This is a genomic window from Nocardia sp. NPDC052316, from assembly GCF_044547795.1.
Lineage (GTDB): Bacteria > Actinomycetota > Actinomycetes > Mycobacteriales > Mycobacteriaceae > Nocardia.
In genome coordinates this window covers 627,925-639,940 of sequence record NZ_JBIUBB010000002.1, presented here as the reverse complement: position 1 = coordinate 639,940, position 12,016 = coordinate 627,925, and the positions used below count along the sequence as shown (strand labels likewise).

At 67.4% G+C, this 12,016-nt stretch carries 9 protein-coding genes; 2 read left to right on the top strand and 7 right to left on the bottom strand.

Features of this window, described 5'->3' with window-relative positions; genetic code table 11:
- Positions 1-137: 137 nt before the first annotated feature.
- Genes ACIHA7_RS09665 through ACIHA7_RS09635 form a run of 7 tightly spaced genes read right to left on the bottom strand, consistent with a single transcriptional unit; the run spans position 138 to position 10,278 of the window.
- Positions 138-923, bottom strand: a complete 786-nt coding sequence (locus ACIHA7_RS09665) for an IclR family transcriptional regulator (RefSeq protein ID WP_135231194.1) — start codon at positions 921-923, stop codon at positions 138-140.
- 12 nt (positions 924-935) lie between these two features.
- A complete protein-coding gene (locus ACIHA7_RS09660) occupies positions 936-2,495 on the bottom strand; it encodes a GMC family oxidoreductase (RefSeq protein WP_397287526.1) in 1,560 nt (519 codons plus the stop codon).
- Positions 2,488-4,017, bottom strand: coding sequence for an APC family permease (locus ACIHA7_RS09655; protein WP_397287524.1), 1,530 nt, complete (start codon positions 4,015-4,017; stop codon positions 2,488-2,490). Before ACIHA7_RS09655 ends, ACIHA7_RS09660 begins: the two co-directional genes overlap by 8 nt.
- An 11-nt stretch (positions 4,018-4,028) precedes the next feature.
- Positions 4,029-5,510, bottom strand: coding sequence for an aldehyde dehydrogenase family protein (locus ACIHA7_RS09650; RefSeq protein ID WP_397287522.1), 1,482 nt, complete (start codon positions 5,508-5,510; stop codon positions 4,029-4,031).
- 5 nt (positions 5,511-5,515) lie between these two features.
- On the bottom strand, positions 5,516-6,685 hold the full coding sequence (locus ACIHA7_RS09645; RefSeq protein ID WP_397287520.1) for an aromatic ring-hydroxylating dioxygenase subunit alpha: 1,170 nt from the start codon (positions 6,683-6,685) through the stop codon (positions 5,516-5,518).
- Entirely contained in the window at positions 6,666-7,829 is a 1,164-nt protein-coding gene (solA, locus tag ACIHA7_RS09640; protein WP_397287518.1) for an N-methyl-L-tryptophan oxidase, read from the bottom strand. The genes ACIHA7_RS09645 and solA overlap by 20 nt, the downstream gene beginning before the upstream one ends.
- A 4-nt stretch (positions 7,830-7,833) precedes the next feature.
- Positions 7,834-10,278 carry an FAD-dependent oxidoreductase gene (locus ACIHA7_RS09635; RefSeq protein WP_397287516.1) on the bottom strand — a complete coding sequence of 815 codons (2,445 nt, stop codon included), beginning with the start codon at positions 10,276-10,278 and terminating at the stop codon, positions 7,834-7,836.
- Between the two features lie 195 nt (positions 10,279-10,473).
- On the opposite strand from ACIHA7_RS09635, the gene ACIHA7_RS09630 reads away from it, so the two are divergent.
- Positions 10,474-10,824, top strand: coding sequence for a bifunctional 3-phenylpropionate/cinnamic acid dioxygenase ferredoxin subunit (locus ACIHA7_RS09630; protein ID WP_397287514.1), 351 nt, complete (start codon positions 10,474-10,476; stop codon positions 10,822-10,824).
- Positions 10,821-12,011, top strand: coding sequence for an NAD(P)/FAD-dependent oxidoreductase (locus tag ACIHA7_RS09625; protein WP_397287512.1), 1,191 nt, complete (start codon positions 10,821-10,823; stop codon positions 12,009-12,011). The genes ACIHA7_RS09630 and ACIHA7_RS09625 overlap by 4 nt, the downstream gene beginning before the upstream one ends.
- The last annotated feature ends 5 nt before the right edge of the window (positions 12,012-12,016 follow it).

Below are 12,016 nucleotides of genomic sequence, written 5' to 3'. Positions count from 1 at the left end.
ATGGAGATCTCCCGCTGCGTGTGCGGCGAATATTCAGTTGTTGCATATAGCGCAACAACTGCGCAATACGGCACTCAGTATTGTCGGCGGTCGCGCGCGTTGTCAATGGCGAGCCCCGGCAGTTCCAGCCCGGCCGGTCAGCCGAAGTAGCCGAGCCTGCGGCTGATGTCCGCGGCGCTCGCGATCGCCAGCTCCGCCATCGGCGCGAAGCGGTCCGGCCCGAGCCGATACGACGGCCCCGAAACGCTGAGCGCCGCGACGATCGCGCCGTTGCTGTCGAAGACGGGAGCGGCGACGGCGTTCAGCCCGATCTCCAATTCCTCACGCACACTTGCCCACCCGTTCTCGCGCACCGCCACGAGTTGGGCGGCCAGATCGGCGACCTTGGTCAGCGTGTTCGCGGTATAGCCCTCCAGCTTCGGCCCGACCTGCTTCCGCAGCGCCGCCGGCGCGAGTCCGGACAGCAGCACCTTGCCGCTCGACGTGGCGTGCGCCGGGCAGCTCTGCCCGACCCAGGACCGCAGCGCGATCGACCCGGTGCCCGCCGCCTCGACGATATTGATGATCCGATTCCCGTCCAGCACAGCGATATTCGTGGTCTCCCCCGTTTCAGCCGCCAGCGCGTTGCACGCGCCCTGGCTCTGCCCGACGAGATCGACCTGCGCACTGGTGGATCCGGCCAGCCGGACGATGGAGAAACCCAGCCGGTACTTGCCGCGGTCGGAGAGCTGCTCGACGTAACCGCGGGATTCCAGCACGGCGACCAGCCGGGAGACGGTAGATTTGTGCACACCCAGTTCGGCGGCGATCTCCGTGACGCCGGCCTGCCCCAGCTTGGCGATGATCTCCATCACCAGCAGCGCGCGGTCGACCGACTGCACCGCGGCTGCCCTACCTGTGTCCTCACCATCCTGTTTCGCCATGACGCCGTCATTCTAGGCTGATCCCCTGATCAGGTCCGCGCACTTCTCCGCCATGGCCATGACCGTGATGTTGGGATTCACCGCGGGCAGTTTCGGCATCGCCGACGCGTCGACCACCCGCAGCCGCGACACCCCCTTCACCCGCAGCTCCGGATCGAGCACCGCCAGCGGGTCCTCGGGCGCACCCATCCGCGCAGTGGCGGCCGGGTGGTACACCGTGTTGTGCGTGGCGTGGATATAGCTCAGCAGTTCGTCGTCGGTGCGCGCATCCGGTCCCGGGGCCAGTTCTGCGGCGACCCACTCGCGCAGCGGTGATTGCTCGGCGATCCGGCGGGCCAATCGAACTCCGGCGAGCATGACGCGTTCGTCGTGACCGTCCGGATCGGTGAAGTATCGCGGGTCGACCCTCGGCCGATCCCGGAAGTCGCGGGTGCGTAGCCGGACGGTGCCGCGCGAGCGTCCCTGAGTCACGTTGGGGGTCAGGCAGAAACCGTTGTCGGTGGTCGGGTAGCCGTGGCGCAGGGTGTTCATATCGAACGGCACGCTGCCGTAGTGCATCATCACGTCCGGCAGGCGCAGTGACTCGTCGGTGGTCGCGAAAAGGCCGATCTCCCACCACTGCGTCGAGGTCCGCACCATCGGCTCGGCGGCATCCCAGAACACCAGCCCTTCCACGTGGTCGTCGAGATTCGCGCCGACACCGGGCGCGTCGACCAGCACCGGGATACCGATCTCGCGCAGATGGTCGGCGGGCCCGATCCCGGACAGCATCAACAACTTCGGCGTATCGATGGCACCCGCGGTGACGACCACCTCGCGCCGAGCCGAGACGGTGTCGTAGCCGGTGAGATCGGGGCGTTGGTAGCGCACGCCGGTCGCGCCGCGGGCCTCGTCGAAGAGGATCTCGCTGACCCGGCAGTCGGTGCGCACCACCAGATTCCGCCGCGAGTTCAGCACCGGATGCAGGTATGCGTGCGATGTCGACATGCGCGTGCCGTCTTCGGCCGCGTTGATCTGGAACCAGCCCGCCCCGTTGCGCACGGTGGTACCCCGGTTGAATTGCACCGTCGGCAAACCGACCGCGGCGGCCGCTTCGAGCACCGCGAGGCCGCACGGGTCGACGGGCGGAACATCGCGCAGCCGAACAGGTCCGGTGCGTCCGTGCTGCTCGCCGGGCGCGTCGTTGTTCTCCAGCCGCGTGACGTAGGGCAGCACCTCGGCCGCGCTCCACCCCTTCGCGCCGAGGGCGGCCCACTCGTCCAGATTCTCCGCGGGCGGCCAGAAGGCGATACAGGAGTTGTGCGAGGAACATCCGCCGAGCACCTTCGCGCGGGCATGGCGCAGATAGCTGTTCCCGCGTTCCTGCGGCTCGATCAGGTAGTCCCAGTCGTAGCCGGAATCCAGCAGGTGCATCCAGCGGGTGAGCTCGAGAATCGCGCGATCGTCGACGTCGGACGGGCCCGCCTCGAGCAGGCACACCGACACGTCCGGATCCTCGCTGAGCCGGGCGGCGAGCACGCATCCGGCGGTCCCGCCGCCCGCGATCACGTAGTCGAACACGGTGTCAGCCATCGGCTCGCACCTCCGCCGCGTGCGCGGCGAGCGTGCCGATTCGATGGCGCCCCTTCACCGCGTACCACAGCAGGCCGGAGCCGAGGATGAGCCCGATGTAGACGAACGCGCCCCAGGTGTTGTACCAGGGGCTGCCGTACACCCCGGGGCGCGGCCAGGCCAGGTTGAGCGCCATGCCGACGCCCCACACCACCGCGACGATATTGACGAGCATGCCCCACCGTCCCATCGTGAAGTAGCCGCCTTCGGCCAGTTCCTTCGGCGGCCACTGCCCTTGCAGCCGCTGCTTCAGCATCGGCCCGGTCACCATCAGGTAGGCCAGGTAGATCATGATGATTGCGATCGAAGTCAGCACGGTGAAGATCTTGGGCTGGCCGACATTGATCACCAGGATGAGCGCGGCGAGGACGCCGATCAGGATGGCCGGAATCACCGGCGTCTGTGTCTTGGGGTGCACCCGGGCGAGCTTCTCGCCGAACGGCAGCGCGTTGTCCCTGGCCATCGCGAAGGTCAACCGGATGGCGGCGGTGTGCACGGCGAGCGAACAGACCGTCACCGCGATCACGATGCAGCACAGGAAGATCGTGCCGAGCGGACCCCACATCACCTGTTCGACAATGTATTGCAGGCCGCCGCTGGAGCTGCCGATCTGCGGATCGTCGAGATCCGGGGCCGCCATCACGGCGAAGGCCAGGATCGCACCGCCGATGACGAACGAGGCGAGCACGGCGCGCAGGATGGCCTTCGGCGCGGTGCGCCGCGGCTCAACCGTCTCCTCGCCCAGCGAACTCGCGGTGTCGAAGCCGTACATCACATAGCCGGAGGCCAGCGAGGCCACCAGGAACGCGCCGAGGTAGCCGCCGGCCTCCCCCGCGCCGTAACCGTGGGTGGAGAAGAACACCTGCGGGCCGCGAGTCGCGTTGGCCGCCAAGATGATAGCGATCAGCACCGCCGCGATGAGCTCGATGAACACGCCCGCGCTGTTGATCCGCGCCATCAGCCGCACGCCGAGCGCGTTGATCGTGGTGGTGAATACGATCATGATGGTGCCGAGCAGCACCGCGTTGGTGGCGTAGTCGTACTCGCCGGTCCCGTCGCCGATGATCTGGAAGCCGCTCCACAGTCGCGGCAAGTTCAGCTGCAGCGCGAGCACGACGGCGGCCAGCGTCACGATCGAGGCGGTCAGCATCAGCCAGCCCGAGGACCACCCGACGATTCTGCTGCCCAGCGACTTGGACCAGTTGTATACCGACCCGGCGACCGGATAGCGCGCCGCGAGTTCCATGAAGCACAGCGCGACGGCCAACTGCCCGAGGAAAACGAGCGGCCAGGACCACAGATACGCCGGTCCGGCGCTGCCGAAGCCGAAATAGAACAGCTGGAATGTGCCGGTGAGGATGGAGATATAGCTGACCCCGGCCGCGAAGCTGGCGAATTTCCCGATGCTGCGGTCGAGGGATTCCTTGTAGCCGAAATCCGCCATGCCGGTACCGTCGGGCATCCCGCGCTCTGTGACTACCATCGTTACTCTTTTCAGACGCCCTTGAACCACTCCGCGGGCTTTGGCGCCGTGTTGTGCCAAATGTGTTTGATCTCTTGGTATTCGGCCAATCCGGTCGGGCCGAGCTCGCGGCCGTTGCCGGATCTCTTGAATCCACCCCATTCCGCGCCCGCGGTGTAGTAGCCGAAGTCGTTGAGCCACACCGTGCCGTGGCGCAGCGCGCGCACCACCCGCTCGCCGCGCGCCGCATCCGAGGTGCGGACCCCCGCCGCGAGACCGTATTCGGTGTCGTTGCCGAGCCGGATCGCCTCGGCCTCGGTACTGAATCGCTCGACCGTCAGGATCGGCCCGAAGGTCTCCTCCTGCACCAGGCGCATCGACCGGTCGCACCGGTCGAAGATGGTCGGCAGGTAGAAGCTGCCGTCGCGCAGGGCCGGATCGTCGGGCCTCGCGCCGCCGGTCACCAGCTTCGCGCCCTCCGAGATACCCAGCGCGACATAGGCTTCCACCTTCTCGCGGTGTTCCTCGGAGACCAGCGGGCCGGTCTCGCTCGCCGGGTCGAGGCCGGGCCCGACCCGGATCCGCTCGGCCCTGGTCGCCAGCTCCGCGACGAAGTCGTCGGCGATGGACTCCTCGATGATCAACCGGGTGCCCGCCGAGCAGACCTGCCCGGAATGCAGGAACACCCCGGTCAGCACGTGGTCGACGGCGCTGTTCCACTCGGCGTCGGCGAAGACGATGTGCGGGTTCTTGCCGCCGAGCTCCACCGCCACCTTGGTGACGTGCTCGGCGGCTACCCGGCTGATCGTCCGGCCGGTGGCGAGCCCGCCGGTGAATGAGATGAAATCGACCTCCGGGTTGTCGGTCAACGCCGTACCGAGTACCGCGCCGCTCCCCTGCACCAGGTTCAACACCCCGGCGGGAACACCCGCCTCCTCGGCGAGTCGCGCGAACTCGATCGTGCTCAGCGGCGTGACCTCGCTCGGCTTGAGCACCATCGTGCAGCCAGCGGCCAGCGCGGGCGCGACCTTCCACGACATCTGAAGCAGCGGATAGTTCCACGGCGCGATCAGCACGCACACCCCGATCGGCTCGCGCACCACCCGGCTGATCACCGCCGGATCACCCACGTCGACCTGCCGGTCCGACTGCACCCCGACCAAGCCGGCGTAGTAGCGGAACACCGAGATCACGTCGTCGATGTCGATCCGGCTCTCCACCAGCGTCTTGCCGGTGTCCGCCGTCTCCAGCCTGGCCAACCGCTCCTTGTCGCGGGCAAGCAGGTCGGCGATCCGCAACAGCAATGCCACCCGGTCGATCAGCGGTGTGGCGGCCCAACTCCCCGCGTCGAAGGCCGCGCGGGCGGCGGCGACGGCGTCGCGCGCGTCCCGCGGTGTCGCCTCGTCCACCGTGGCCACGACCGCGCCGTTGGCCGGGTCGGTGATCTGGCGCAGCCCGCCGTCCGCGGCGTGCGTCCATCGACCGCCGATGAGTAGATCAGGGTCGCCATTCATCACATTCACCTCACGTCACCGATCCGACAGGACAACCATTCGTGGAACTCCGCGATGTGATGCTCGGCGGGCACGAGCACCCCGCCCTTACGGTAGGCGCGGGAGGACATGGTCGGTTGTGTTCGCGCGCATGCCGCGAAGTCTTGCTCGTTGACCCGGTGGAACAATTCGACAGAACGGGACACATCTCGTCCCGAGGCCACCACATCTTTGGTATACAACCAATCACACTCGACGATAGTGCGGTCCGCCGACACGGGGAACATCCGGTGGAAAATGATGTGATCCGGGACCAGATTGACAAAAACCGTCGGCCTGATGGTTATCGCGAAGTAGCGACGGTCCTGTTCGGGAGTAACCCCGGGCAGCCGGTCGAAACCCGGCGAGCCGTCGACGGTGAATCCGGCGATATCGGGTCCGAATTCGGCACCGTGGCCGACGAACACCTGTGCGGCCAGACCCTTGGCGAATTCGGGCAGCACCTCGGTGAGTTCCGGGTGGATGGTGGCGCAGTGGTAGCACTCCATGAAGTTCTCCACGATGAGCTTCCAGTTCGCCGCGACGTCGTAGACCACTCGGCGACCCACCTCGAGGGTGTCGATCTGGTACGCGTCGATCGCGGCCGGGTCGCCGAGGCGCTCGGTGACCGCGCCCATCACGTCGTGCTCGAACGACGGGGGCTCGTCGGCCAGGCAGACCCAGGCGTAGCCGAGCCATTCGCGCAGCGCGACCGGGACGAGCCCGTAGGCGACCCGATCGATGTCCGCGCCGGTGGCGTCCTTCAGGGCACCCATGTTCGGCGCGGCGATCAAGGTGCCGTCGAGGGCGTAGGTCCACGCGTGGTACGGGCACTGCAGGTTGCGCCGCACCTGTCCGCTGTCCTCGGTGCACAGCATCGCGCCGCGGTGGCGGCAGATGTTGAGGAACGCGCGCAGCGTGTCGTCGCGGCCGCGCACGATCAGCACGCTCTCGCGGCCGACCTGCACCCGCTTGAACTGTCCGGCCCGCTCGATATCGCCGGTTCGGATGGCGCAGAACCACATTCGTTCGAAGAGCCGCTCCTGCTCGGCCGCGAAGACACCGTCGTCGACGTACCACTTGCCGCCCAGGGTCGGGATCAGCGCCGGTGGCGCGTCCGTCGCCGCGCCAGGTTTGTCATGCGAGGTTGTTTCCACTGGTCACCAACCTTTGCGGGTCGAAAAGTGTGATGGGGTGCGCGGTCTTCGCGTCGATGACCAGATCGGCCAGGATCTCGCCGACCACCGGGACGAACTTGAAACCGTGACCGGAGAAACCGCAGGCGATGGTGACCCGGGTGCCGCCCGGATGGCGGGCGATCACGAAGTGCTGGTCGGGGGTGTTGGAGTACATGCAGGTCGCCGTGTGCACGCACGGACCGGACACGGCAGGCACCAGGGCGGCGACGCGGTCGCGCATCTCGTCGACCTCGTGGGGGTGCACTACCCGGTCGATGGTGTCCGGCGTGCAGACGATGCCCTTGCGGAAGAACGCGGTCTTGACCCCACCCGCCGGTCCATCGATGGCCGGGAAGCCGTAGATCTGCGTGCCGGACGCGTCCTCGGCGATATAGATCGGCTGGTCTTCGAACGCCGCGGTCCCGCCGACCGGATCGAACCAGTAGAGCACCTGACGTTCGATGGTGATCGGAATGCCGAAGTCCGCCAGCAACTGTGGCGCCCACGCGCCGGGGCAGACGACGAGCTGATCCGCATGGTAAGTAGCCCTGGTCGTGGTCACCGTCACGCCGGAATCGGTCTCCGCCCAGCGCAGTACCTCCTCGCCGAACGACAGGGTCGCGCCGGCCCGCAAGGCCAGATCGATGTGCGCTCGCACGGTCAGTTCGGGTCGCGCGAATCCGCCGTTGGACTCGTATACCGCGATGTCGTCGGGTGCGGGCGTGAAAAGCGGGAATAGCCGCCTGATCTCGACGGAGTCCAGAACCTCGTGCGGCAGCGACCATTCGCGGCTCGCTCGCAGGCTGCCCGCGACCGTCAAACTGTCCGGTGGGCCCAGATACAGGCCGCCGGTGCGTCGGACGACTTCGCGATCGGCGTCGGTGGCCAGCCGCTCCCACAGTTCGTAGGCACGCAGCAGCAGCGGAACGTAGGCGGGGTCTTCGAAATAGGACTGCCGGATGATGCGGGAGCCGCCGTGGCTGGAGCCTCGGTCGTGCGCGGGCGTGAACTTCTCCAGCCCGAGCACGCGCTGACCGCGGGCCGCGAGGTGATAGGCGGCGGCGCTGCCCATGCCGCCGACGCCGATCACGATCACGTCGTAACCCGTTGTGGGCGTGGTCATGCCGTCACCTCTTGATCCTGGCCATCTCGGGATCCACCACCGGCTCGGTGTGCACCGTCGCCGGATAGCGGGAGCCGAGGTAGTCGACCTCGACGGTGTCGCCGACCGCGACCGTCGCGGGTAGCCACGCGTAGGCGATGCAGCGGCCGAGCGTGGCCGAGTAGCCCGCGCTGGTCACGTATCCCACGCACAAGCCGTCCAGGTAAACCGGCTCCTTGCCGAGGACGATCGCCGAGGAACTCTCGAAGACAATGCTGCGCAGGAGCTTTGCCGGTGGCGCGGCCTGTGCCAGAGCGCTCTTGCCGATGAAGTCGGGCTTGCTCATCCGCACCGCGAAGTCGAGACCCGCGGCGGCGGGCAGGTGCTCGGCGGTCATGTCGGTTCCCCAACTGCGGTAGCCCTTCTCGACCCGCAGGCTGTTGAAGGCGATCCGGCCTGCCGCGATGACGTCGTGCGCACCGCCCGACGCCCACAGCAGGTCCCACAGCGCGTTGCCGTACTCGGCGCTCGCGTAGATCTCCCAGCCGAGCTCGCCGACGTAGGACACGCGCAACATGGTGACCGGGATGGCGCCGAGATAGGTGTGCAACGCCCGGAAGTACTTGAAGGCCTCGTGCGACAGATCGCCGGAGCACAAGGGCTGCACCAGATCTCGGGCGTTCGGGCCCCACGCGCCGATACAGCAGGTGCCGCCGGTGATGTCGCGCAACAGCACCGACCCGTCGGCGGGCAGATGCCTGCTGAACCAGTCGAAGTCCAGCGGACCGTTGGCGCCCACCTGGAACCGGTGCGACGCGAGCCGGGCGACGGTGAGATCGCTGCGGATACCGCCCGTCTCGTCGAGCAGCAGCGCATAGGTCACCGAGCCGACGCTCTTGTCCAGGTTGTTCGTGGTGAGCCGCTGGAGCAGTTCCAGCGCACCGGGGCCGGCGACCTCGTATCGGGTCAGCGGCGTCATGTCGAACAGCGCGACCCGCTCCCTGGTCCAGTGCGCCTCGGCGACGGCGATCGGCGACCAGAACTTGCTCGACCACTCGTCGCGGTCCGGGAACGGCAGGCCGTCGGCGCGAAGACGGTGCGCCAGTGCGGCATTCGCCTCGTACCAGGCGGGGCGCTCCCAGCCGCCACCCTCGAAGAAGAACGCGCCCAATTCCTGCTGGCGACCGTAGAACGGGCTGGTCCGCAGTCCACGCAGCGCCGTCCGGTACTGGTGCGGATGGATGATGTCGTAGACCTCGACGAACGCCTGCGAGCTCGTCCGCATGATGAATTGATCGCTGCGCGCCACGTCCTCGAAACGATAGAGATCGCACTCGTGCACGTCGGTGCCCGAGGCGCCGTCGATGATCCATTCCGCGGTCGCCTTGGCCACGCCGGCCGAGTGGGTGACCCATACGGCCTCGGCGACCCAGAACCCCGCGAGGTCACGGTGCTCGCCGATAATCGAAAAGCCGTCGGGGGTAAAGGAAAATATCCCGTTGAAACCTTCTTCCGGTTTCGAATCACCGAGCGTGGGGAGCAATGTCACCGATTCCCGCCAGGCGGGCGCGAAATCGGCCTCGGTGAAGGGCAGCATCGAGGGCATCGCCTCGGCGGCGGTGGCCGATTCCAACGTGGACATGTCCACCGGCATGGGGGCGTGGCCGTAATAGCCGATGCCCATGCGGTCGCCGTGTTCGCGGAAATACAAATCTTGATCTTGATGACGCAGGATCGGCAGGCTCGCCGCGCGGCTGCGATCGGCCAGCGCGACCAGCGGCCCGGTTTTGGCGTATTGGTGGGCCATCGGCACCAGCGGCACGACCAGGCCGACCTTTCGCGCCAGCTCCGCACCCCAGAATCCCGCCGCACAGACGACGATATCCGCGGCGAGCACACCGTCGGCCGTCCGCACGCCGACCACTCGGCCACCGCGGTCCGCGATGCCGAGCACCTCCTGGTTCGGCAGGAAACGCGCACCACGGCCGATCGCCGACCGTGCTTGGGCTGCCGCGGCGTTCAGCGCGTTCGCCAAACCGTCTGCCGGAGTGTGGAATCCGCCGATAACCTGGTCGATATCGAGCAGTGGGTACATGGCCGCGCATTCGGACGCATCCAGCAGGCGCCCCTCGATGCCCCACGACTGCGCCCAGCCCGCCTTGCGGTGCAGGTCGCGCCAGCGCTGCGGGGTCGTCGCCACCTCGAGCCCACCGACCGGGTCGAAGACTCGCCCGTCCGAATCGCCGAGTGCGCCGAACTTTTCGGTGGTGTACCTCGCGAACTCGGTCATCGTCTTGGACGGGTTGGTCTGGAACACCAAACCCGGTGCGTGCGAGGTGGATCCGCCGGTGCGGAAAAGTGGCCCCCGGTCGAGCACGGTGATATCGGACCAACCGCGGGCGGTCATTTCATCGGCGAGCGATGTCCCGACTATCCCGGCTCCGATGATGACAACTTTCGGGTTAGCCACAGGATGCCTCCGATGTTGCTTGTTGCGCAACGAATTCTTATTACGCAACAAATAGTCCGCCTGCGGCGGCGCGCTGTCAACAGGTGGAAACCTGTTGTTCACAGGGCGATTCGGGGGTTGACGGGTGCGACCGACCGGCGCACACTGTTGCGTATTGCGATATCAGTTGCGTTCTAAGCAACTCTTGGAGGGTTTATGGAATCCCTTGCGAAACAGCCGGCGCCCGCCAGGACGGAGCTGTTCGTCGCGCGTCTTGCGGACCTACCGGTCGGTGCGGTCGCCACCGTGCGACCGGACCACGGCACGCCGATCGCGGTATTCCATACCGAGGAAGGGTTGTTCGCGATCGACGACACCTGCACCCATCAGGACGCGTCGCTCGCCGACGGCTGGGTGGAGCACTGCACGGTCGAATGTCCGTTGCACGAATCGTGTTTCGATCTACGCACCGGGCGGGTCTCGGGGCCACCGGCCAAGGTCGCGGTCCGCACCTATGCGGTGCGGGTGCTCGACGGCGCGGTCGTGGTCTCGACAGAGCCGTCATGAGTACGTTGCGGTCGGCCTTGCGCGCGAGCGTGGTCGTCGTCGGCGCCTCACTGGCCGGGTACTCGCTGGTGCGAGAGCTACGCGCGCATGGCCACGACGGCGACGTCACCGTCATCGGCGACGAGCCACATCCGCCCTACGACCGCCCACCGCTGTCGAAGGAATTCCTGCACGGCGAGGTCGATATCGCCCTCGCTGACGGCACCGAGGATTCCAGGACCCGCTGGCTGCTCGGACGCCGCGCAGTCGGAATCACCTCGGCCCCAACCGGTCCCGGCGTCACGTTGGACGATGGCACGGTGGTCGCCGGGCAATCACTGGTGCTCGCCACCGGGGCCCGCGCTCGATCACTACCCGGCACACGAGCACTGACCGGCATCCACACCCTGCGCACCGTCGACGACGCCCGCGCGATCCGCGCCGCCCTGCACACCGCACACACCGTCGTGATCGTCGGCGCGGGCCTGATCGGTGCCGAGATCGCCTCGACCGCGGTCACTCTCGGCGTGCAGGCGACCGTCGTCGAGCTCGCCGCCGACCCACTCGCCGGTGTCTTCGGCCCACGCCTCGGGGCACTGTGCGCGAATCTGCACGCCGCCAACGGTGTCCGGTTGCGCACCGGCGTCGCCGTTGCCGAGTTCGTGGGCGACCACCGTGTCGGCGCGGTCCGGCTGACCGACGGCACGCTACTCCCCGCCGATGCCGTGATCATCGGTATCGGCGCGGTCCCCAACACCGAATGGGCGCAGGATTCGCCGCTCCACATCGCCAACGGATTCGTCACCGATTCCCAGTGCCGCACAACGGTTCCCGACGTCTACGCCATCGGCGACTGCGCCCGCGCCTACCACGAGGAGCTCGGCGCACTCCATCGTTGCGAGCACTGGTCCAACGCCACCGCTCAGGCCAGGATCGTCGCGGCCGTGCTGACCGGCGCGCCACCGCATCCCGTGCCGTCCACCTATTTCTGGTCACGCCAGTACGGCCGGATGATCCAATTCGCGGGCTACCGCCGACCGGACGACGTGCTGCGGTTCGTCGACGGCGACCCGTCCACACCGTCGTGCACCGCACTCTACGAACGCGACGGCGTACCGGTCGCCGTCTTCGCCATCGACAACGCACGCCTGTTCACCAGGTACCGCAAGCAGATCGAGCGGCGGCCCGCGGCCATCGCCACCCCGTAGGAGGA

Bases quoted from the DNA above. Each gene is read 5' to 3' on its own strand.
- solA (WP_397287518.1), bottom strand. From the start codon at position 7,829: ATGACCACGCCCACAACGGGTTACGACGTGATCGTGATCGGCGTCGGC.
- ACIHA7_RS09660 (WP_397287526.1), bottom strand. From the start codon at position 2,495: ATGGCTGACACCGTGTTCGACTACGTGATCGCGGGCGGCGGGACCGCC.
- ACIHA7_RS09655 (WP_397287524.1), bottom strand. From the start codon at position 4,017: ATGGTAGTCACAGAGCGCGGGATGCCCGACGGTACCGGCATGGCGGAT.
- ACIHA7_RS09630 (WP_397287514.1), top strand. From the start codon at position 10,474: ATGGAATCCCTTGCGAAACAGCCGGCGCCCGCCAGGACGGAGCTGTTC.
- ACIHA7_RS09650 (WP_397287522.1), bottom strand. From the start codon at position 5,510: ATGAATGGCGACCCTGATCTACTCATCGGCGGTCGATGGACGCACGCC.
- ACIHA7_RS09665 (WP_135231194.1), bottom strand. From the start codon at position 923: ATGGCGAAACAGGATGGTGAGGACACAGGTAGGGCAGCCGCGGTGCAG.
- ACIHA7_RS09625 (WP_397287512.1), top strand. From the start codon at position 10,821: ATGAGTACGTTGCGGTCGGCCTTGCGCGCGAGCGTGGTCGTCGTCGGC.